Raw genomic sequence first — 19,940 nt, 5'->3', positions numbered from 1 at the left:
GGGGGGCGGCCGGGCCCCTGGGTCACCGACGGAGCGACGGCCCGGTCAGGAGGCCCGGTTGCGGCACTGGTCGACGACGACCCCGAAGAACGCCGGGCTGCCCGCCGGACGGAACTCCCTGAGCACACATCCGAAGACCGTCGGGGACTCGGGATGGCGGCAGTCGGCCTCGCCGAGCAACAGGCCCAGAACCTCCTCGACCCTGGCCGCGGCCAGGAGCACCGCGTCGGTGTCCGCTTCCCGGAAGAGGCGGTGCCAGGATGCGGCGTAGGGGCCGGTGGGGGCGGGCCACACCGAGGAGCCGGGCACCGGTTCCTCGGCCGGGAACCCGGGTGTGATCCAGTAGGCGAGTTCGTCGCGTACCGCGTCGATGCCGAGGTCGGGCCACTCCACGTCGTAGCGCGCCATGCACAGGCGCATCGACTCGGTCAGCGCGGTGATCGCGTGCTCGATGTGCCAGTCCTCGTCCGCGCCCCAGATGACGATGCCGCCGGCCGGGATCCGGCAGTCCGTGAACGGATGCCTGCCCTGGTGGCCCGCGGCGTACCGCTCGGCGTGCGCGTGAAGTCGCTCGTCCACTCCGTTCCTCCTTGTCTCCGGCACACTCGTGCGCTGTTCGATCCACCCTGTCACGACCCCTCCCCCCGTCGGAGCCGGGCCCGGGCGTGTCACCGGACGTAGTTCGGCGCTGTCCGCCCGGCGCCCGGTGCAGGCGCCGGGGCGGAGAGCCACCTCTTCACCTCGGGTTCGGCGCTCCGCCGCGCCGTCCGGGGTCGTGGGGTCAGGGGCGAGCGGCCGTGACCAGCCAGACCGCGCCGCGCAGGCGGACTCCCTCCGGGGTCTCGTACCGCCGGAGCGCCGCGGTCACCTGCTCACGGGCTTGTGCGGTGACCTGTTCGGGGAGGCTGTCGAGGTTGAAGCGGACCGGGCTCATCGCGAAGAAGAAGTCGGCGGCGTCGCCGGCGTCCCGCCCCCAGTGGACAGGCCCCTCGACGGACGTCGTCGTCACGTCGGCGAACCCGGCCGCGGTGAGCACCTCGTGGACGTGGGCGGGGTCGGAGAGCGACATCATGCCTCGCGCGGCCGGGGAGGACTCGCGCATGAGGGCGTTCACCGGCGCGAGCGCCTGAGCGGATTCCCCGTGGGGGTCGGGCATGCGGGGGCAGATGAAGGCGAGCCGGCCGCCGGGGCGCAGAGCGCGGCCGATGTTGGCGAACGCGGCGGCGTGATCGGCGAAGAACATGACTCCGCCCCGGCTGATCACCACGTCGGAACCGCCGGGCGGGAAGGGGTGCACCTGCGCGTCTCCCTGTTCGAAGACCGCGTTGATGACGCCTTCCTCGGTGGAGAGGGCGCGGGCACGTTCCAGCATCGGTGCGGAGATGTCGATGCCGACGACCTGCCCGGACGTGGCCTGGCGGGCCGCGTGGCGGGTGGTCTGACCGGCTCCGCAGCCGATGTCGAGAACGTGGTCGTGCTCCTTGATGGCCGCCGCGGTGAAGAGGGCGTCGTCGAAACCGCCGTTCAGCCTGTCGAAGCGGTCGTGGTGATCGGCCCAGTGGGCCCCCTCGGGGCCGTTCCATGCCTGTGCCTGCTGCTTGTTGGCGATCGGCTGCATCAGCGCCACCAATTTCACTAGAGTTGGCTTCTAGAGTTCAACTCTAGGGATAGAGTGCCATCATGGCTGATGTCAAGGGAACCGGGAAGCGAGCGCTCAAGGCTCAGCAGACGCGGCGGCGCATCCTGGAGGCCGCCCGCGAGCTGTTCGTGGAGCGCGGCTACGGCGCCACGATGCTCCAGGACGTCGCGACCCAGGCCGGGGTGGCCGTGCAGACGATCTACTTCGTGTTCGGGAACAAGCGGAACCTGCTGAAGGAACTCGTCGACCTCGCGATCGCCGGTGATCAGGAGCCCGTGGCCACCATGGACCGGCCCTGGTTCCGCGAGGCGCTGGCCGCCGAGACCTCCGACGCGCACCTGCGGGCGCACGTCCGCGGGACGCGGGAGATCCTCGAACGCGTCGCGCCGATCTTGAAGATGGTCGACACGGCGGCCTTGGCGGATCCCGAGGTCGCCGGAGTCTGGCACCAGGACGAGGACCCCCGATTCGCCGTCCACGCGACCGCCGCGACCGCCCTGATGGCCAAGCCGGGAGCGCGTCCGGGAGTGCCTGCCGAGAAGGCCGCCGACGTGCTGTTCTGCGTACTCAGCCCCGAGCTCTACCTCCTGTTCGTGCGCGACCGCGGCTGGTCACCCGAAGAGTGGGAAGAGTGGGCCCACGACTGCCTGCGCTCACAGCTCTGCTCGGCCTAGATGGGCCATGTCTCTTCGATCAGCGGCCTTCGCTCCGATCACGGCGAACGATCGCCCTCGCCGATGGACCGACGCCGTGGCCAACTGCGCTGTTAACGTGGCCCCTTGAGCGAGGGGATGAAGACAGCAGATGGCATCGACCACTTTTCTCATCGGCGGAGACCTGGGTGTGCGGCGGCTCGGGTTCGGAGCCATGCGCCTGCCGACCGAGCCCGCTTCCGACCGGCAGACGTCCCTTGCGGTTGCCCGGCGGGCTGTCGAGCTGGGTGTCACGCTGATCGACACCGCCCACCTGTACGGCGGGGGCGCCAACGAGGAACTCCTCGCTGAGGCTCTGCACCCCTACCCGGACGAGCTTCTCGTCACCACCAAGGTCGGCGTCGCACGATCGGCCTCTTCAGGCGAATGGGGACTGGACGGCCGGCCGGCCGTCCTGCGCGCTCAGGTCGAACAGGCGCTCCGTCGGCTTCGCGTTGGGCGGATCGAGCTGCTCCAGCTGCACCGCATCGATCCGGAGACACCTCTCGCCGATCAGCTCGGCACACTGCGGGACCTTCAGGCCGAAGGCAAGCTTGGCCGGATCGGACTGTCCGAGGTCACCGTCACCGAGCTGGACCAGGCGCGCGAGATCATCGACGTCGCGAGCGTGCAGAACCGCTACAACCTGCTCGACCGCGAACACGAGCCCGTGCTCGCGGCCTGCGAGGCGGCGGGCATCGCGTTCTTGCCGTGGCGTCCCGTCGCAGCAGGGGCGTCGGGCGCGCGGGCCGAGATCGCCGCCGTGGCGGCCGAGATCGACGCCACGCCCACGCAGGTCGCGCTCGCCTGGCTCCTCGACCGATCGCCGGTCATCCTCCCGATCCCTGGCACCGCCCGGATCGACCACCTGGAGGAGAACCTCGCAGCGGCAGACCTCCACCTCACTCCGGCCCAGCGCGAGCGCCTCGACCGGCTGAGCGAGCAGGCGTAGGCTCTCCCGCTTCTCACGAGCGGAGCCAGTGTCCATGACCAGCTCGAACTGGGGGAACACGAGCTAACTGATCGAAGAGACACGTCCCAGGGGGGTGCGGTGGAGGTTCACCAGGAGGCGCCAGATGTGCTGGGCGATCTGGGGCGCGGTGGCCTCGATGAGTCCGTGCAGCCAGTCGGCGAGGACCCCGGCGAAGGTCGCGGCGACGGCCGAGGCGATCAGGTCGGGTTCCGGGGCACCGGCCAGCGCGCGCTCGGTGCGGCTGCGAGCCCGCAGTTCCTGGTGCAGGACGTGCCCGAGCGGGCCGCTGCCGCCCGGGCCCAGTAGCTCCCGGTAGAGCCCCGCGTGGGGGGCGAACTCCTCGAAGAAGGCCGACAGGGCCGGGGGCGGGGTCGCGGGGTCGGGGACTCCGCGCCAGGCGTGGAGGGCGTCGACGGCTTCGCGGACGATGTCGGCGCAGGCGTCGACGGCGAGCGCCTCCATGTCCGCGTAGTGGAGGTAGAACGTCGCACGGCCGACGCCCGCCCGGCGCACGAGCGCGGCAACGCTGACCTCTGCCAGCGGGCGGTCGGCGCATTCCTCCAGCAGTGCTGCGCGCAGCTTGGCGCGGGTCCGCGCCGTACGGGGGTCCGCCTGCTCCTTGGTCACCGGGCGAGCATAACCGCGGCCAGGGCCAGGGCCCCGGGCAGCGCCTGGGCGAGGAGGATGCGCCGGTTGGCGGTGAGTCCGCCGTAGAGCCCCGCGACGAGTACGCAGCCGAGGAAGAAGACCTGGACGCGGAAGCCGGTCGGCTCGTCCGCGACCAGCCCCCACACGAGCCCGGCGGCCAGGAACCCGTTGTAGAGGCCCTGGTTCGCGGCGAGCGGCGCGGTGGCGCGGGCCATGTCCGCGTCGAACCCGGAGAGGTTGCGGCCCGGCTTCCGCTCCCAGAGGAACATCTCGAGAACGAGGATGTACACGTGCAGCGCCGCCACCAGCGCGACCAGCACGTTTGCCGTCGTTTCCATGGGCACTCCCTACACTGCGCGACAAGACTTCCTGGACGAGTGTCCAGAATACATGGACACTCGTCCAGGAAGTTTCACGGGCGGTGTGGAAGCCCCGTCGACGCGGCGCACGGCCGGCCGCACACGGGAGGCGCTGCGCACGGGCGGTTCACCCCCGCCGCCGCCGGGATGCCGACCCCTCGCCCTGTCGGCGCCGCTCGTCGCGCCGGCGCCGCGCGCGCTCGAACTCGGCGACGTCCCGTATCCAGGGGCCGTGTTCGTCGAGCGCGGCGCAGCCCCCGCGGACGAAGGCGCTCACCAGGGTGCGGTAGTCGCCGAGCCCGTCGACGAGGCCGTATTCGACGAGGTACTCCGGATCCGATCCGCCCCCGCCCGCGCGCAGCGTCGTGATGCGGGCCAGCGAGTCGGCGTAGAAGTGGAGCTGGACCCCTTCGCCCAGCTCCTCGTCCTCGATGGTGAACACCTCGTTGTCCGCGGCGGAGCGGTCGCCGACGAACGCCCAGAACTCCGCGGCGGCGCCGCGGGGGCCGTCCGGCAGCCACTTCTTCTCGGCGCCCTTGTCATCGGTGAACGTCAGGGCGTTGCTCCTCGCGCCCCCTGAGCCCGCGGCCTCCTCGTCGTCCTCCATCGGCGCGTTCCTCGAACGGGCCGCCGCTTCGGAGCACATCAGGAAGCCGACCGTGCGCACCGCGTCGTCGGCGAGTCCGGGGTGCGCGCGGCGCACGGCCGCCTCGACCGCCGCCTCCATCAGGGCCCAGTCGCGCTTGTCGGTGGCGCGGTTTCCCCGTCGTGGATCGCGGCCGATCCGCATCCCGGCACAGGCCCGCTCCGCGGTGGCGACCACCCGCATGACGTCGGGCAGCAGCGCGGGGGCGACGGCGTCGGGGGTCCGCTTCGGCACCGTCGCGCCGTGCAGGTACTGGCCCGTGTACCGCAGGATCGCGGTGTCGAGGGGGCCGAGTACCACTCCGCGCCGGGCGCGTCGGCGGTTCGCGTGGTGCTCCTGGGCACGCCTCGCGTCCGCGGTCTCCGTCGCCCCGCGCATCGCCGCGCACACCTGGCCACGGTCGAGCAGGCCGATGTCGGCCCCGTGGGCGACGAGCCGGCTCCTGTCCCACCGGACGCGCCGGAAGAACGCGTCGACGTCCGCGGGCGCGGCCAGCAGGACCGGGTCCAGGAGCGCGACGGCGGCGTCCTCGTCGAGCTGGCCCCTGGTGCCGGCGTCGTCGCACAGCGGAAGGACCGCGCTCCACAGCAACAGGTGCCTGGCCAGGTCCTCCTGGATCACAGCGCGATGCCCCTCGCCGATCGGGAACGTGAAGGTGCGCGGGTCGTGGTTGGCGTCGGCCCCCGCGCCGAGCATCAGCTTCAGCTCGCCGTCCTCGCGGACCACACTCGGGATCCAGCCGCTCCCCCGCGTGAAAACGATGTCTCTCATGGGTCCAGTCTTCCGGTCCGGCTCCGGACCGCATGCATGAACGTGGCCTGGTCACGGATCACAGTCACGCACGGGGCTGTCGGGGGGCGGGACGCGATCGGCTGCGTCGTCGCACGCGAAAAGTCTGGCGACGCCGGCGATCACCTCCGGGATACTGGTCGCCCATGGATGAGGTCGAAGTCGTCGCCGCCCATGCCGAGCGCGCGACCCTGCGCGTCGGTGACGTGTTCCTGAAGGTGGACGCCGACCAGGCGCGTATCGACATCGAGGTCGAGGTGATGTCCCTCGCGCCGGTCCCGACCCCGGAGGTCCTGTGGCGCAAGCCGCCCGTGCTCGCGATCGCCGCGCTCCCGGGGACGACACTCGGGCGCCTCGGCGGCCCGGTGACCGGGTCGGCGGCGGCGTGGGCCGCGGCGGGCGCCGCCATACGGAAGCTGCACGACGCGCCGCTGCCGCCCCGGCCCGGGCGGGCCGGCCGGACCATCGACGCACTGGCGGCGGAACTCGACGCCGAGTGCGAGTCGCTCGTGGCGAACGGCCTCCTGCCCGCCGGCCTGGTCACCCGTAACCGCCGGGTCGCCCAGGCCGCGCTCCGGCCGTGGACACCTGCGTTCACGCACGGCGACCTGCAGATCGCGCACGTCTTCGTCGGCGGCGACGAGGTGACGGGCATCATCGACTGGTCCGAGGCGGGCCAGGGCGACGCTCTGTACGACCTGGCCACCTTCACGCTCGGACACGAGGAGCGCCTCGACGTCCTCGCCGGCTACGGCACCGATGTCGACCTCGACGTGATCCGCGCGTGGTGGTCGCTGCGAAGCCTGCTCGCGGTTCGCTGGCTGGTCGAGCACGGCTTCGACCCGTTCGCGCCAGGCTGCGAGGTCGACGTGCTCAGATCCCGGATGTGAGGCTGCGCGGGTACGACTGCTGCGTATCGTTCTGAGGGGACTGGAACCGGCGGACCTTTTCCCGGAGGAGATCGTGGTCACCGCTGCGGTCGGTGGCGTACAGGTGCTCGGGGCGACGCAGTGGCCGGCCGCTCTCGCGCGCGGATGCGGCTGGAGTCGACCACGGCGCGGGAGCAGTGCAGGTGGGCCTGTGGCTCCGAGAACGATCCGGTGGCTCTGCTTCTGGAGACGGGGCCTTGCTCATCCAGACGGGGCCTTGCCCATCTGCTCAACACCCGCAGCATGACGGTGTGTTGCTTGTCAGTGGCACGGCGTAGCTTGGTGGGATGGCACACAGTGTGTTCCACCGCGAGCTCGGCCGGTTGAACCTGTCCGAGCTGGATCTCACCGTTTCCGAGGACTTGAGGCTCTGGCGGTCCGTCTACCGCAGGACGGTCAAGGGCGATCTGGAGTGTGGGGAGTGCCGGGAGGCCGACCCCGGCTGCCCGCAGTACATGTTCCTGAGGCTGTGGAAGGGCCGCCCCGTCGCCGTGCACTACTCCCAGGGCCGCCGTCACGCCACAGCACCGGAGAGCCCGCGGCACAAGGCGCTCAAGGAACGCATCGCCGCGGCTGCCGAAAGGGCGGGCTTCACCGCCGAGCTGGAGACCCGCGGGCCGGACGGGCGCCGACGGACCGATGTCCTGGTGCACGGCGAGGGCGACATCGAGCTCGGCTGCGAGGTGCAGCTGTCCTGTACGACATCCCACTCGGTGGCCAGGCGGAGCGATCTCGCCCGCGCCGACGGCCTCAGACCGTTGTGGACCACCGAGGACCCGAGCTCGCCGCTCATCGAGCGGACGCCGTGGGCACGTATCGACCGGATGCCTCTGGAGGCGTACTCCAGTGGCAACGCGCTCCTGGTCCGCGGAGGTGTGAGGGAGCTGAAGCTGGCCCGCTGCGACGCACGCGGCCCAGTGCCGTGTCCCGACCGCGGGCACGGGCGCTGCAACCACTGGCACGGCACGTGGGCACCTGCTCTCGGCATGCATCTGGACCGGCTGATCGGTGTCACCGCAGCCGGCGAGTACGTGCCGCTGTACCTTCCCGTCCAGCGCGGGCGCCGGTCACGTGCCGCGCACATGCGGGTGTCCGCCGACGACCACGGACGGTATCTCGACGCCACCACCGACACGTTGGCGCAGCCCGAACCGGGGCACGCGGACGACAGCGATCCCGCTGCCCCCGAACGACTTCCCTTCGACGGGTCCTGCTCCTACCAGGCCCGGCGGGGAGAGGACCGGCGGCGTGACATCGTCCGCGACACCGACGCCCTGATGCCGGCGGGCATCGCCTTGTCCGACCCGCGTCCTGGGTTCCACCCTGCGCGCGAGCGCACCTGCCGTCCGGGACCGACGGCCGGTGCACCGGCCGGGGGCTCTACACCGGCCGGAGTCTCCCCGACACCCGCCTCGATTCCTCTGCAGCCGGGGCCTCGTGACCGGGACGTGTCCCGGCAGCCGATCGTCGGCGACGGCTCTCCCGACTGCCCCGCCGACCTGGTCGGCCCGTGCGCGGTCTGCCGGATGCCCACCCACCGCTACGGCATCGGGGGAAGCCCCCTGTGTCCCTTGTGCCGTCTCGATCGCAGCCTCTCGGCCTAGGTTCCGGGAAGCACCGGTCGGGGCGGCGGTCGAGCGGCGTCCTGCCGCAGAGGCGTACCGCGGCTCCGGTCCGGGTTCTGATGTCGCGCGGGTCGCAGCCGTACCTCCGCAGCCACACCTCAAGGATCACGGTGAGGCTGCGGTCTCGGCCGGCGTCGCGAGGGCGCCAGGGGAAATCGGTCAGAGACCGGCGACGTCCCTGGCCTTCTTCAGCGCGGAGTCGAGCGCGTCCACCACGGCGTTGCGCTGCCTCGCGCGTGCCGCCTGGTCCGCCGGCACCAACCGCGCGGCAGCCTGCACGGCGTAGGCGTCCGGGTCACCGAAGGCAGTCCGCGGGTGCTCTCCCGTCTCTGCGCAGTGGGCCGTGACGTCCTTGACCGCCCGGAGCACGACGGCCCGGTCCACGCCCGGCTGCATGGCCAGCCGCACCTGGAAGCGCGCCATCCACTGTTCGCGGTCCTTCTCCCCCGCCGCGTCCGTCCTGTGGACCTTCTTCGTCACGTGCTCTCCTGGGTGATCGGCAGCCGTCCGGCACAGACAGGGACGCCAGGGCACCGAAGCGGGTTGCGGCAGCGGGTCGGCGTTCAGGAAGGCCGCGACTGAGCGGCTGTCGGAGGAGGCGGGGCGGCCCGAGAACAGCGCGCTCCTGCACCCGGAATCGACGGCGAGGCGGGACGGGGCTTCTATGCTCGGCCCGTGACGCTCTACTACGACCCCGTGGCGAGCCTCGGCAAAGACCTCGAGGCGTTCCAAGGCATCTGGGAGGACCGGCTCTGGCTCAATGTCCCTGGGCCTTTCTACGGCGGCGACACCGACACGTGCCGCACAGGCCGGCTCTCCGCGCCCCGACACGTCCTCTACGGCGGGGAGTACCTGACGGAGTACGTCTACCGCCAGCCCAAGACGCCGGATGAGACGGCACGGCTGGTCGAAGCAGCCGACTGCGACCCCTTTCTCGGGTACGGCTGCGACGGCGACGCACGGTGGACTCCGGAGGCGGTGCGGGAGTGGTGGCGTGATCGCGGCCGGATCACGGAGTACCTGTCCGCCCACGACTGGGCGGACGTCGACTGGGCGGAGCAAGGTCTGGCCGCCGCGGTTCAGGACTACAGGTCCTACCTCGCGGGATGCCTGGCGGCGGACCTGCGAACGTACCTCTACTGGCTGACGGAGGGACGGTCTCCCGCACCCGGCGAACGACTGCCGGACCTGTAGCGCGCTGGGCGTTCTTCCGCCGCGTCCGGGCAGGCCCGCTGGCGGTACGGGAACCGATTCGGTCTCCACCGAGTCATGACGTGCATGGCGCAAGGGGGAAGCACGATGGGCGACGAGCCGACCTGGGGCGATCTCCTCCTGGGATTCGCTCTCATGATCGGTGTCCCGGTGATCATCATCGGAGGGATGATCTACGCGCTCGTCGGAGTGATCCTGTGGGTGACAGCACCGGACCGTCGGTGGAGACACTGAGGCGACGGCGCCGACCAGCACCCGCGCGGCTTCTCGCCGTTGTTCCGGTTCACGAGCAGCCTTCGGTCGAACCTGGCCACCGCAGCCACACCCGGCCTGCGCAGCTCTTGGTCCTGCCGAGCCGGAGCCAAGGGGTTTGCGACCGCACGCACACCCACCCGGACGCGGGCATGGCTCGTCAGCCGTCGAAAGTCCGGTCGCCTGGAGCGACTTCGGGGAGGCGTGGGCTAGTGAGGTCGGATCACACACTTCATTCGCAAAGTGAAGGCAATGCTCATCCGGCACAACACCCCTGTCTGTGAAGTCCCCCGGCAGCGCGACCATCGCCCCGGGCCGACGAACCCCACGAACACCGCACGACGACGGCCGAGGTTCTTTCCCCGTGCTTCCTCTACGACACCGTCCAGGGTCGCCCGAGGCCGCCCGGGCATCGCAGGGTCACCGGGGACCCCGTATTCAATTACTAGACAGTAGGCTCCGTTTCCATCTCGTTAAATGTTTACTTCTTGACGATCAAATGTCGGCCGAGTTCACTTCGTGACACCTCGGCCGCACCGTCGCGGCCTCGTCAGGGAGGCACCCCGCATGAACGCAATGTCCCGTCGCGTCGTCATAGGCACGGCCGCGCTCTCCATGGCCCTCGCCGTCTCGGCGTGCGGCGAGGCCGGCGGCGACGGCAGCGGTGACAAGGGCAGCTCGACCAAGATCGGTCTGCTCCTGCCGGAGAACAAGACCGCGCGGTACGAGGCGCTCGACAAGCCGCAGTTCGAGAAGGCCGTCAGGCGGCGCTGTCTCGACTGCGAGGTCGTGTACAACAACGCCGTCTCCGACGTCGCGAAGCAGAAGCAGCAGTTCGACCAGCTCATCGCCGACGGCGTGAAGGTCATCGCGCTCTGTCCCGTGGACTCCGCCAAGGCCGCCGGCTGGGTCAAGGAGGCGCAGGGCAAGGGCGTCAAGGTCGTCGCGTACGACCGCGCCATCGAGGGCGCGGACGTCTACGTCAGCCACGACAACTACATGGTCGGCGAGCTCCAGGGCGAAGCCTTGATCTCCGCCCTCGGCGCCAAGGCCGCCACCGCCCAGATCGTCATGATCAACGGCGACGAGAAGGACCCGAACGCGGCCCTGTTCAAGGAGGGCGCCCGTATCGCCCTGGAGGGAACGGTCGGCAAGATCGCCTACGAGGCGTCCGGCGAGTGGGACCCGAAGGTCGCGGGCGAGAAGATGGCCGCCGCCGTCTCCTCCGTCGGCAAGGACAAGATCGGCGCCGTCTACTCCGCCAACGACGGCATGGCGGGCGGCATCATCACCTCGCTGGAGAACGCCGGCATCAAGGGCATCCCGGTCGGCGGCCAGGACGCCGAACTGGCGGGCATCCAGCGGATCGTCGCCGGCACCCAGACCTTCACCATCTACAAGTCCCCGCTCGACCTCGCTCCCAAGGCCGCGGAGTTCGCCGTCGATCTGCTGATGGGCGTGCCGATCCGTGCTCAGACGGAGACCGACGGGGTTCCGTCGAACCTCCTCGACCCGGTGGTCGTCGACAGGACCAACATCCAGACCACGGTCGTCCAGGACGGCATCTACAAGGCCGCCGAGATCTGCACGGACGAGCTCGCCGCCCAGTGCGCCGACCTCGGCATCGAGTAGCCCCCTCCCCCGCCGGCCCGCACGGCGCGAGTCCCCAGCCAGCGGCTCGTCCGGTAGGGGTTCCGTCCGTGCCCCTGCCCCTCCCCGCTGAGTGCGTCGGGTTCAGGCACGGACTCCCCTCCGCAACGTCGTGGCGGGTCCGTGTGATCGGATACGACCATGACGCGGACCTTGTACCTGTTCAGCAGCGCGGCGCCCCCGGTCTTCGATATCGCCCGGGTCATCGAAGAGGCACAGGCCGACGGCTGGGACGTGTGCCTGGGGCTCACCCCGACCGCGGCCCGCTGGCTTCACGAGTCCCTGGACGGACTCGCGGCGCTCACGGGCCGGCCGGTCAGGTGGGACTACCGCCTCCCGGGGGAGCCGGACATGTGGCCGGAGCCGGACGCCGTCCTCGTCGCACCGGCGACCTTCAACACCGTGAACGCCTGGGCGCTCGGCATCACCGGCACATGGCTCGTAGGGGTGGTCGCGGAAGGCATCGGCAAGGGCATCCCGATCGCGATGATGCCGTGCGTCAACAGCGCCTCCACCGCACACCCGCAATGGGAGCGGTCGATCGAGACGCTGCGTTCCGCCGGCGTCCGGCTGGTCTACGGCGAGGGAGGCTTCGTGCCGCACGAGCCTGGTCAGGGCGCCCCGTACGCCTACCCCTGGCCTGCCGCGCTGCAGGCCGTCTCCGACCTCCTGTGAGACAGGTGGGGCCGGTGGGGCCGGTTCCCTCCTCGAACCGCGCGGCCCGGGGGGCAGGCGCGAGCGACCATCCACTCGCCGCGTACGTGGGTGAGCTTCCGTCAGGAGCACCGGGGGCAGCACCGATCGATGCGCGTGGACTCGCCGCCGCCGCCGCCGTCGCCGTCGTCGGCCGGGCGCGGACTAGAAGGGCGGCTCCAGGGAGTAGCCGCCCGCGTGGGCGGGAGCAGTCAGGGCCCTCGCTTCAGCGGCGCGCTGTCTGGCGGCACGCTGCTCGGCCGCGGTGGGGTGTACGGCGAGGGCCTGGTCCGCCCTTCCTTGCCGGACGAGGACCTCGAAGAGGGCCTCACGTGCCTCGACCGTACTGAGGGCTTCCAGCTCGGTGGCGGCGGCGGTGAGGTGGCCGGCGGTGACGAGGAGTTCGGCTCTGGCGACCCGGGGATCGCGCCACGGGTCCGGGTGGACCTCGACCACGGCGATCGCTTCCTCGATACGCCCGAGACCGGCCAGGGCGAACGCCCGCCAGCCGTGCTGGAACTCCTCGTGCCCGTGGTGAGGCACGGTCAGGGGATGGTCCAGGAGGTGAAGCAGATCCTCGGGCCGGTCGACCAGGGAGACGAGCGGGGCCAGGAGGTTGGAGCAGTCGTACCAGCTGAAGCCGGGTTCGGCCACGGTGATCGCTTCGTCCAGACGCCCGTCCTGGAGCAGGGCCGCGGAGAGCCAGGCCCGGTACTTGGGCCGGTCGTCGGCAGCGATGGCCTCACGCATCATCGACTCGGCCTCCCCGGCCCGGCCCCGGGCGCGCAGGGCGTCGGCGAGGATGTCCAGGAGCGTGTGCGCGTGCTGTCCCGTGGCCAGCTCGCGCAGGTCGTCGAGCCGGTCCTGGCGTGCCAGGAGTCCGGCATAGGCGGTGAGGGTGTTCTGGGTGCGGTACCGCCGGGCGGCAATGTCCGCACCGAGCGTGCGGATCGCCTCGTCGGCGCGGCCCATGCGTTCCAGCACCTGGGCGTGAAGCACCAGAGCGGTCTCGCCGCCGAACTCCGGGCGGGCCTTCTGGCATGCCTGACGCGCGTCCTCCGCGTGCTGGGCCATCAGCTCCCGTACCCGCTCGTCACACCCCTGTCCGCCGGTGACCTCCACGAGCACCGACCGGATCCACCCGTCCTCGAGATGCGGAACGAGCAGATCGATGGCCTCGTCGGTGCGTCCCGCCCGGACGAGCAGCTCGGCGAAGCGACGGCACGCGTCCGGCGCGGTGCGGCCTTCCTCGTCCGGCCGGACGAGGTCCAGTGCCTCGTCCGGGCGGCCCGCGGACAGCAGGACTTCGGCCTTCGCCTCGACACCCGGCCGCCACCCGGCCGCGGCATACGGCTCGAGCACGTCCAGTGCCCGGTCGAAGCTCCCCGATCGGCACAGCGCCCGCGCCGCGCCCTGCGCGCAGAACCACTCCTCGCGCTCCTGCGCGGCCAGGATCACCAGGTCCAGGTGGCCGTGCTCCAGCAGAAGATCCACTTTCCGGGGATGCAGACCGCCATGGTTGCCGGCCTGCCATGAGAGATCATCCGTGTTCACGGACGGAAGCGTAGAGGGACCCACCGACATTCCGGCTGGGAGGGCCAGGGGGCACCGGCGCTGCTCAGACCGATGCCCAGACGGCCAGGGAGACCAGCACGAGCCCCGAGCACGCCGCGACGAGGGAGTACTTGACCAGGATCAGCTTGCGCCAGGCGATGTGGGACATCGTGACCAGCTGACCGCTCAGGACCTCCAGGACGTCCGTCTCCCTCAGCATCGTGGCGACCTGATCCGACGGCATCGAGCGCAGCGTCCCGAAGTAGATGAAGTTCTCGGTCGCGGCCGGATCCCCGGGCGCCTTCCAGCTGCGCGGCAGCAGTGCGGCCGCCGCCAGGAGGACGGACAGCAGGACGAGCACCATTCCTGAGGCCATGAGCGCGGCGCTGAGGGCGGTCCCGTCCGGCCCCGTGCCGCGGCCCGACGAGACCAGCGCCATGCCCCCCGCCAGGACGGCGAGTTCCACGCTCAGTGCCGTCGATGCCTTCGTGTCCGCCCTGCCGGTCCACTCCGCCAGCGAGGCGTGGATGCGCCAGGCGGTCGTGATCGCCGGCGGCTCGACGCCTTCCTGACCCGGAGACGGGAGCGCGCTGGGGGTGGAGGTATCGGTCATGAAGCATCTCCTCGATTCAAGAAACGTTCCGGCAAGGACGACGCGGGCCCGGCGTCCGGCCGCGCGCCTCCGCGATTCCGATGGTGGGGGCGGAAGGGCCCTGGGCTGTAGGTCAAATGCCACTCAACTCGGCGGCTCTGCCTCTACAGTTGGCCGCCCGGGCTTCCGTCCGGCCGTGCTTCCGCCGGCCGGGTTCGGCCGGTGACAGGAGGGGGCCTGTGCGGAACGAGGCACGTCGGTTACCAGGTTCCGGGGCTTCCCCCGCGGCCGGGCCGCATACGTTCGACCCCGGCCAGCTGGCCCTTCTGAGGAACGCGGGCGCTACGGAGAAATGGCGGCGCGGCGCGGTGCTCCTGCATCAGGGAGAGACGGCCGACCGCGCCATCCTGCTGATCGACGGCATGGTGAAGGTCGTCTCCGAGTCCGTGGGCGGGTACACCAGCCTGCTGGCCTTCCGGGGGCCCGGGGAGCTGGTGGGTGAGCTGGCCTGCATCGACGGTGGCGTCCGCTCCGCCTCCGTCATCGCACTCCAGGACGGGCACGGAACGGCCGTGGCGGGCAGCCGGTTCACGGCTCTGCTCCGCGCCCACGGCGACCTCGGGCTCGCGGTGCTCCGGAGCATCAGCACCCGGCTGCGCCACGCGGACGACCAGCGCGAGGCGCTGGGCGCGCTGCCCGCCGCCGCCCGGGTCGCGCGGCTGCTGGTGGAGCTCGCCGAGCGGTACGGCACCGCCGTGCCGTCCTGGGCTCCGTCGGCCCGGTCGGTGCGCATCACCCAGCAGGAACTCGCGGGCGCGGTCGGCACGTCCCGGGAATCCGTGGTCCGCACCCTTCGTGAGCTGCAGTCCGTCGAACTGGTCGCCACCCGCAGGGGCGCCATCGTGGTGCTCGACCCCGCCGGGCTCGCGACATGGCAGCCGGAACGGACCTGAGCCGGCCAGGGCCGTCCCGCCTTCTGCGTCATTTGAGGCGGAAGGGGCGGCGGTACGTGGGCTTATCTGAGAGCGGCGGCCGCCGGAGCCCCGCGGGGGAAGGATCCGGCGGTCGCCATCCACCGCAGAACGAGGAAGGTACGTCCAGTCATGGGCATCAAGCCGCGTTACTACCTGATCGTGGTGCTCGACATCGAACAGTTCGGCCGCAGGACGGACCCGCTCCAGCAGTGGCTCAGGGAGCGGCTGCACGCGATCACCGACGAGGCGTTGCGGGAGGCCGGCATCGGCCCCGCCGACATGGAGGCCGTCAGCGACCGGGGGGACGGCAGCTTCCTGCTGATCAGGCCCACCGTCTCCAAGTTGGACCTGACCACGCGCTTCGTCGACGCCCTCCAGGCCGGTCTCCGCGGCCACGCCCAGCGGAGCAACGAGGACTCAGCCCTGCGGGTCCGGGTCGCGCTCCACGCCGGTGACGTGGCGCGGGACGACCGCGGCTGGGTGGGCGAGGCGCTCAACACGGCGTGCCGTCTGGTGGACCTCGACGCACTGCGCGCCGCGCTCGGCGCCGCCGACCGCTCCGGCCTGGCGCTCGCGGTCTCCGCGGACTGGCACACCGCCGTCGTCCGCCACGACTTCCCCGAGCTTCCCGCGGCCGGATTCCGTGAAGTGCCCTTCGAGGCCAAGGAGATCCACTCGCACGCCTGGCTGCACGTCCCCGGCTACGACGAGCCGCCCGGCGTCGGCTCCTCCCCCGCTCCCGGGAAGCCGGCGGAGTCCGCGCGGGCCGCCACCGGGCAGGGCCCGGCGTCCGGCAACCACGGACCCTTCGCCGGTGCCGTGTTCCACAACCCGCAGCGCGTGTACGGCGGCGACCACTACGAGGGCGTCGACCCCGCCCAGGTCCGGCCCCGCGACGGCGGGCAGGGGGCCGGCGCATGAGCGAGGAGGCCCCGCGGGGAAACCAGCAGAACGGTCCCGGGGCGAACGGGCCCGTACCCGGGGAGGAGGCCGTCGTCCCCGTCCCGTCCGGTCCGGGGGACCACCCCGGGCACCAGGAGCTCGGTGTCGACGACATCCTCCGGTCCCTGTCGGCGCGTACGGCCCAGCCCGGAGCCACGGACGAACGGCTCGACGCGGAACGCGACGCCCGCTCCTCCCTCTCCCGTTTCGCGCAGTCGCGGATACGCAGCGAGCGGGTCTACGGCGGCGACCACATCGAGGTCGTGCTCGGCCAGGGCTCCCGCTCCGTCCGCGCCTACCAGCTGCCCGCCCAGGACATCGACCTCGCGTCGTCGGCCTTCTTGCCCCCGGCGAACTACCCCTCGGTCCTGCGGGCGGCCGAGTCCCTGCGCGTGATTCTGGTCAGCGGCGCACCGGGCCACGGCAAGTACGCGGTGGCCCAGCGGCTGCTGCTGGACCTCGGGCACAGCACGCTCCAGTGCCTGGAGCCGGGCGCGGACCTGACCCGGCTCGACGAGGCGTCGCTGCGCACCGGGCATGGCTACCTGCTCCAGGACCGCGCTCCCGGCGACCCGGCCGGCGCCCTGTCGGCTTTCGAACTCCAGCGCCTGAACACCGTGATGCGCGCCAGACGCTGCCGGCTGGTCGTGACCCTGAGCGAGGGCCTCGGCCCCGGGGACCCGGAACTCGACAGGCAGACGCTCTCCGTGGAAGGTCCTCCCGCGCCACGGCACGTCTTCGAACAGCACCTCCGCTGGTGGCTGGGGCCCCGCCGGAAGGGACGTGCGGACGAACTCCTCGGTGCTCCGGAGACCGCGGGACTCCACACCGAACCGAACGGCGCGGACGCTCCGCTCGGCCGGGTCGCCGAGAACGCCCGGCTGCTCTCCCGGTCGTCCGGGGCCCCGGCCGATGCGGTGCGCGAGGTCGGGCAGCAGGCGTCACTGCGCGACACGCACGCTTTCGTGAAGTGGTTCAACGGCCTCAGCGACCTCCAGACGCAGTGCCTGGCCCTCGCCACGGCGGTCTTCGGAGGCGAGGCGTACGAGACGGTCGCCGCCCTGGCCGGATCCCTCGGCCGGCGGCTCCAGCCCCCGCCCACCGCCGCGAACCTGGGGCGGCGGCGCGACGAGGCATTCACCGCCACCCGCGCGGCACGGCTCGGCCAGGTGAACGCCACGCTCGTGAGCGAGAGCGTCGCCTCGCGGCACGGCGGGGCGCCCGCCCAGGTCGTGCGCTTTCACGATCCCCTGATGGCGAGCCGTGTGCTGCGGACCGTCTGGGAGGAGTACGACGACCTGCGGCACGAACTGCCCGCCTGGCTCAAGAGCTGCGCCGGCCACGAACTGGCCACCGTCCGGACCCGGGCGGCCGTCGCGGTCGGGTTCCTCGCCGGGCTCTCCTTCGACAGCCTCCGTACGGGTGTCCTCCAGCCCTGGGCCGGAAGCGCGGCGCCGCTCCAGCGCGAGGCGGCGGCGACGGCTCTGGCCATGGCGGCGGAGAACCCCGAACTGGCGCAGCCGGTCAGCGACCTGGTGCATGCCTGGTCCGACGGCGACGCCCCCTTCCAGGCCACCTCGGCCCGCACCTGGAGAGTGCTGCGCAGACCCGGGGGCCTGCACGACGACGAAGCCGTCGCGCTGCTGCACACGCTCGCCGACACGGACCGGGCCGAGGTCATGGAGGCCGTCTGTCTCGGCGTGACGGACTCCCTGGCCGGCTCGGACCGCACCGAGACCCGGGATGTCCTGGCCCTTCTCCGGCAGTGGGTCTCCGCCCGTGACCCACGGCGGCGGTCCGTCGGCTGGCTGGCCTTCCTCTTCTCCGCGGCCGACCTGCTGGAGGACGCGCCGGCCGGGGCCGGGACCGGCACCCGCCGCCGGTGGCCCCGTCTCCTGGCGCTGGCGGCGCACGATCCCGTGCGCCAGCGGGACGTCGCACACCTCTGGGACGCCGTCCTCCAGTCTCCGGAGTCCTACACCACGGCCTGCCAGGTACTCACCGAATGGGCGCGCGCGGTGGACGCGGACCCGTCCGGCCGCCGCGCGCTGACCCGCCTGCTGCAGGCCGCGACCCCGACCCCCCGCGGCCGGCACATCCTGCTGCGCCACGTCTCCACCTGGCGCGACGCGGACAGCCGTGCCACCCGCACCGCGGCACACCTCCTGAGCCACTTCGACAGCGAAGGCACCGCATCATGAACGCATCGGATCCCGACCAGTTGGTCACCGGCCCCCTGCCCGCCGGCCCGGTGAAGCGGGGTGAGACGCCGCCGCCCGGGACGGCCCTGGTGTTCTCACTCAACACCGGCGAAGCCGTGACCGTGGACCGGAAGCCCTCCTTCCTGGAGGCGACACGCTTCCACAACCGGTACGAGGTGGACATCACCGACCACCACGCGGGCTGGTCCGGCCCGCTCCCCAGCCGGACCACGGGGTTCGCCTTCCGTGCCGAGATCAGCACCACGTGGCGGATCACCTCCCCCGAGGTGGTGGTCAAGCGCGGCGTCACCACGCTGACGACGGCCGAAGCGCTGGTGCACGGAGCACTGAACGAGCAGCTCCGCCCGCACACCCGCTCCTTCGACATCGAGGACGTCGGTCGTGCGGAGGACTCCGTCAACCGCTTCCTCCGCAGTCGTCAGCGCGTCCTCGACGCGGGCCTGACGATCCTCGACTGCGTGGTCCGGCTGAGCCTGGACGAGACCGCCGAGAGCTATCTGCGCAACCAGCGCGACCTGGCGTGGCAGAAGCAGCAGGCGCGGCTCGCCCACGGGGTGACCCTGGCCCAGGCCGAGGGGGCGGAGGAGCTGACCTCGCTCGCCGAGGAGCACGAGGCGCGGCGGGTGCGGGAGCGGACGGCTGCCCTGCAGGCGGCACAGCGGGGTGAGGGCGGGCTGCTGGTGCACCTGATCGCCCAGGACCCCAGCCAGCTCCGCAGCATTCTCCAGGAGATCGCCGGACGGCAGGACATGACGCTGGAGCGGAAGCAGGCGCTGCTCCGCGACTTCAAGGACGAACTGCACCCCGCCGAGCGCGCGGAGTGGGTCCAGCGGTTCATGGGCGAGCCCCTCCCCTACGCGGGCCCGGCGCTGGAGGGCGCGTCCCCCCACCCCGGTTCCCGGGCCCCCATCCCCCCGCCGCCACGGCACCGTGACGACCGGCCTTCCCGGCCGGAGCCCGTCACGGGGGCCGGCGGTCCCACGGCGGAGGAGCAGCCGGGGAACGGGGTCGTCGGCTGGAAGCCGGTCGGCCGCAACCGTACGCGCGCGGACGGTGCGGGGCGCCAGGAGCGGGAGGACGAGAGGGGATGAGGCGGAAGCGTATCGACTACGACGCCGGCCCCGAGTACGAGTCCGGTTCCGGCCACGATCGCGGTTCCGGTCCGGGCCGGCGTGCGGCCGGCCCGCCCGGCCACGAGCCGGCTTCCGGGAGCGACCGTCTCTCTCCCCACGACCCCGGCACCGGTCTCTCCTCGTACCACCGCCCCGGTCCGGCCGACCCCGACCACGGCGGCCGTACGGGCCACGGCCCCTCGGTGCGCGGACAGGACCCCGCGTACGGAACTCCCCGGCCCCCCGACGGTGGCGGGTCCGCCTCCGGTGTCCCGGCGCCGGGGCGCGGGACACGGCGAGGTCTCCGGCGGAGACGGTGGTTCACCGCCGACCGGCCGGTCCCGTCGGCGCACCGCGCCACGGCTCCGCCGCAGCACGGCGGCGAGGCCCGGGCACCACGCTGGCGTCCCGCCGGGATCGCCGGCTGGGGGACCGTG

Annotated in this window: 20 protein-coding genes; 12 read left to right on the top strand and 8 right to left on the bottom strand. The window is 72.0% G+C overall.

Going from position 1 to position 19,940, the window contains the following annotated elements; genetic code table 11:
- Positions 1-45 precede the first annotated feature (45 nt).
- Together ACFVU3_RS26865 and ACFVU3_RS26860 are read right to left on the bottom strand one after the other, a co-directional pair.
- Entirely contained in the window at positions 46-579 is a 534-nt protein-coding gene (locus ACFVU3_RS26865) for a hypothetical protein (RefSeq protein ID WP_390070080.1), read from the bottom strand.
- A 202-nt stretch (positions 580-781) separates the two neighbouring features.
- On the bottom strand, positions 782-1,618 hold the full coding sequence (locus ACFVU3_RS26860; RefSeq protein WP_390070208.1) for a class I SAM-dependent methyltransferase: 837 nt from the start codon (positions 1,616-1,618) through the stop codon (positions 782-784).
- A gap of 62 nt (positions 1,619-1,680) precedes the next feature.
- On the opposite strand from ACFVU3_RS26860, the gene ACFVU3_RS26855 reads away from it, so the two are divergent.
- Both ACFVU3_RS26855 and ACFVU3_RS26850 read left to right on the top strand, forming a co-directional pair.
- Positions 1,681-2,313, top strand: coding sequence for a TetR/AcrR family transcriptional regulator (locus ACFVU3_RS26855; RefSeq protein ID WP_390070078.1), 633 nt, complete (start codon positions 1,681-1,683; stop codon positions 2,311-2,313).
- A gap of 130 nt (positions 2,314-2,443) precedes the next feature.
- Complete coding sequence (locus tag ACFVU3_RS26850; protein WP_390070077.1) at positions 2,444-3,283, top strand: aldo/keto reductase; 840 nt, start codon at positions 2,444-2,446, stop codon at positions 3,281-3,283.
- A 63-nt stretch (positions 3,284-3,346) separates the two neighbouring features.
- On the opposite strand, the gene ACFVU3_RS26845 is transcribed toward ACFVU3_RS26850, so the two are convergent.
- From ACFVU3_RS26845 to ACFVU3_RS26835, 3 genes are all read right to left on the bottom strand, one after another.
- The gene (locus ACFVU3_RS26845; RefSeq protein WP_390070075.1) at positions 3,347-3,931 is read right to left on the bottom strand and encodes a TetR/AcrR family transcriptional regulator; all 585 of its coding nucleotides are present in this window, start codon (positions 3,929-3,931) and stop codon (positions 3,347-3,349) included.
- A complete protein-coding gene (locus ACFVU3_RS26840; protein ID WP_390070074.1) occupies positions 3,928-4,290 on the bottom strand; it encodes a DUF1304 domain-containing protein in 363 nt (120 codons plus the stop codon). The genes ACFVU3_RS26845 and ACFVU3_RS26840 overlap by 4 nt, the downstream gene beginning before the upstream one ends.
- Before the next feature lie 148 nt (positions 4,291-4,438).
- The gene (locus ACFVU3_RS26835; protein WP_390070072.1) at positions 4,439-5,728 is read right to left on the bottom strand and encodes a DUF6357 family protein; all 1,290 of its coding nucleotides are present in this window, start codon (positions 5,726-5,728) and stop codon (positions 4,439-4,441) included.
- Between the two features lie 164 nt (positions 5,729-5,892).
- On the opposite strand from ACFVU3_RS26835, the gene ACFVU3_RS26830 reads away from it, so the two are divergent.
- Positions 5,893-6,636, top strand: coding sequence for a phosphotransferase family protein (locus tag ACFVU3_RS26830; protein ID WP_390070070.1), 744 nt, complete (start codon positions 5,893-5,895; stop codon positions 6,634-6,636).
- Between the two features lie 326 nt (positions 6,637-6,962).
- Entirely contained in the window at positions 6,963-8,279 is a 1,317-nt protein-coding gene (locus ACFVU3_RS26825) for a hypothetical protein (RefSeq protein ID WP_390070069.1), read from the top strand.
- A 180-nt stretch (positions 8,280-8,459) separates the two neighbouring features.
- Here ACFVU3_RS26825 and ACFVU3_RS26820 read toward each other — a convergent pair whose 3' ends face one another.
- Positions 8,460-8,780: a hypothetical protein gene (locus ACFVU3_RS26820; protein WP_390070067.1), complete on the bottom strand. Its 321-nt coding sequence runs from the start codon at positions 8,778-8,780 to the stop codon at positions 8,460-8,462.
- Positions 8,781-8,975: 195 nt separating this feature from the next.
- Between ACFVU3_RS26820 and ACFVU3_RS26815 the strand changes: the two genes are divergently transcribed.
- The 4 genes from ACFVU3_RS26815 to ACFVU3_RS26800 all read left to right on the top strand — a co-directional run bounded on the left by ACFVU3_RS26815 (position 8,976) and on the right by ACFVU3_RS26800 (position 12,089).
- A complete protein-coding gene (locus ACFVU3_RS26815) occupies positions 8,976-9,494 on the top strand; it encodes a ferredoxin (protein ID WP_390070066.1) in 519 nt (172 codons plus the stop codon).
- Between the two features lie 105 nt (positions 9,495-9,599).
- The gene (locus ACFVU3_RS26810) at positions 9,600-9,746 is read left to right on the top strand and encodes a hypothetical protein (protein WP_390070064.1); all 147 of its coding nucleotides are present in this window, start codon (positions 9,600-9,602) and stop codon (positions 9,744-9,746) included.
- A 585-nt stretch (positions 9,747-10,331) separates the two neighbouring features.
- Positions 10,332-11,396: a sugar ABC transporter substrate-binding protein gene (locus ACFVU3_RS26805; RefSeq protein WP_390070062.1), complete on the top strand. Its 1,065-nt coding sequence runs from the start codon at positions 10,332-10,334 to the stop codon at positions 11,394-11,396.
- A gap of 159 nt (positions 11,397-11,555) precedes the next feature.
- Entirely contained in the window at positions 11,556-12,089 is a 534-nt protein-coding gene (locus tag ACFVU3_RS26800) for a flavoprotein (RefSeq protein WP_390070061.1), read from the top strand.
- Positions 12,090-12,272: 183 nt separating this feature from the next.
- Here the strand turns inward: ACFVU3_RS26800 and ACFVU3_RS26795 are convergent, their stop codons facing one another.
- Together ACFVU3_RS26795 and ACFVU3_RS26790 are read right to left on the bottom strand one after the other, a co-directional pair.
- On the bottom strand, positions 12,273-13,601 hold the full coding sequence (locus tag ACFVU3_RS26795; protein WP_390070059.1) for a tetratricopeptide repeat protein: 1,329 nt from the start codon (positions 13,599-13,601) through the stop codon (positions 12,273-12,275).
- 124 nt (positions 13,602-13,725) lie between these two features.
- Positions 13,726-14,274, bottom strand: a complete 549-nt coding sequence (locus ACFVU3_RS26790) for a Pycsar system effector family protein (protein ID WP_390070057.1) — start codon at positions 14,272-14,274, stop codon at positions 13,726-13,728.
- 296 nt (positions 14,275-14,570) lie between these two features.
- On the opposite strand from ACFVU3_RS26790, the gene ACFVU3_RS26785 reads away from it, so the two are divergent.
- The 4 genes from ACFVU3_RS26785 (at position 14,571) to ACFVU3_RS26770 (ending at position 19,482) form a co-directional block, all read left to right on the top strand.
- On the top strand, positions 14,571-15,206 hold the full coding sequence (locus ACFVU3_RS26785) for a Crp/Fnr family transcriptional regulator (RefSeq protein WP_390070206.1): 636 nt from the start codon (positions 14,571-14,573) through the stop codon (positions 15,204-15,206).
- 150 nt (positions 15,207-15,356) lie between these two features.
- Positions 15,357-16,148: a hypothetical protein gene (locus tag ACFVU3_RS26780; RefSeq protein ID WP_390070055.1), complete on the top strand. Its 792-nt coding sequence runs from the start codon at positions 15,357-15,359 to the stop codon at positions 16,146-16,148.
- The gene (locus ACFVU3_RS26775) at positions 16,145-18,370 is read left to right on the top strand and encodes a hypothetical protein (protein WP_390070054.1); all 2,226 of its coding nucleotides are present in this window, start codon (positions 16,145-16,147) and stop codon (positions 18,368-18,370) included. The genes ACFVU3_RS26780 and ACFVU3_RS26775 overlap by 4 nt, the downstream gene beginning before the upstream one ends.
- Complete coding sequence (locus tag ACFVU3_RS26770) at positions 18,367-19,482, top strand: hypothetical protein (RefSeq protein ID WP_390070052.1); 1,116 nt, start codon at positions 18,367-18,369, stop codon at positions 19,480-19,482. The genes ACFVU3_RS26775 and ACFVU3_RS26770 overlap by 4 nt, the downstream gene beginning before the upstream one ends.
- Positions 19,483-19,940: the final 458 nt, after the last annotated feature.

Origin of the sequence: Streptomyces sp. NPDC058052, assembly GCF_042885515.1 — a bacterium.
Classification (GTDB): Bacteria; Actinomycetota; Actinomycetes; order Streptomycetales; family Streptomycetaceae; genus Streptomyces.
The sequence above is the reverse complement of the archived record's forward strand: the minus strand, read 5'-3'. Positions and strand labels throughout refer to the sequence as shown.

Excerpts from the sequence above, each read along its gene's own strand:
- ACFVU3_RS26855 (WP_390070078.1), top strand. The coding sequence starts at position 1,681 with ATGGCTGATGTCAAGGGAACCGGGAAGCGAGCGCTCAAGGCTCAGCAG.
- ACFVU3_RS26840 (WP_390070074.1), bottom strand. The coding sequence starts at position 4,290 with ATGGAAACGACGGCAAACGTGCTGGTCGCGCTGGTGGCGGCGCTGCAC.
- ACFVU3_RS26770 (WP_390070052.1), top strand. The coding sequence starts at position 18,367 with ATGAACGCATCGGATCCCGACCAGTTGGTCACCGGCCCCCTGCCCGCC.
- ACFVU3_RS26835 (WP_390070072.1), bottom strand. The coding sequence starts at position 5,728 with ATGAGAGACATCGTTTTCACGCGGGGGAGCGGCTGGATCCCGAGTGTG.
- ACFVU3_RS26805 (WP_390070062.1), top strand. The coding sequence starts at position 10,332 with ATGAACGCAATGTCCCGTCGCGTCGTCATAGGCACGGCCGCGCTCTCC.
- ACFVU3_RS26780 (WP_390070055.1), top strand. The coding sequence starts at position 15,357 with ATGGGCATCAAGCCGCGTTACTACCTGATCGTGGTGCTCGACATCGAA.
- ACFVU3_RS26850 (WP_390070077.1), top strand. The coding sequence starts at position 2,444 with ATGGCATCGACCACTTTTCTCATCGGCGGAGACCTGGGTGTGCGGCGG.
- ACFVU3_RS26830 (WP_390070070.1), top strand. The coding sequence starts at position 5,893 with ATGGATGAGGTCGAAGTCGTCGCCGCCCATGCCGAGCGCGCGACCCTG.
- ACFVU3_RS26790 (WP_390070057.1), bottom strand. The coding sequence starts at position 14,274 with ATGACCGATACCTCCACCCCCAGCGCGCTCCCGTCTCCGGGTCAGGAA.
- ACFVU3_RS26860 (WP_390070208.1), bottom strand. The coding sequence starts at position 1,618 with ATGCAGCCGATCGCCAACAAGCAGCAGGCACAGGCATGGAACGGCCCC.
- ACFVU3_RS26825 (WP_390070069.1), top strand. The coding sequence starts at position 6,963 with ATGGCACACAGTGTGTTCCACCGCGAGCTCGGCCGGTTGAACCTGTCC.
- ACFVU3_RS26810 (WP_390070064.1), top strand. The coding sequence starts at position 9,600 with ATGGGCGACGAGCCGACCTGGGGCGATCTCCTCCTGGGATTCGCTCTC.
- ACFVU3_RS26800 (WP_390070061.1), top strand. The coding sequence starts at position 11,556 with ATGACGCGGACCTTGTACCTGTTCAGCAGCGCGGCGCCCCCGGTCTTC.
- ACFVU3_RS26775 (WP_390070054.1), top strand. The coding sequence starts at position 16,145 with ATGAGCGAGGAGGCCCCGCGGGGAAACCAGCAGAACGGTCCCGGGGCG.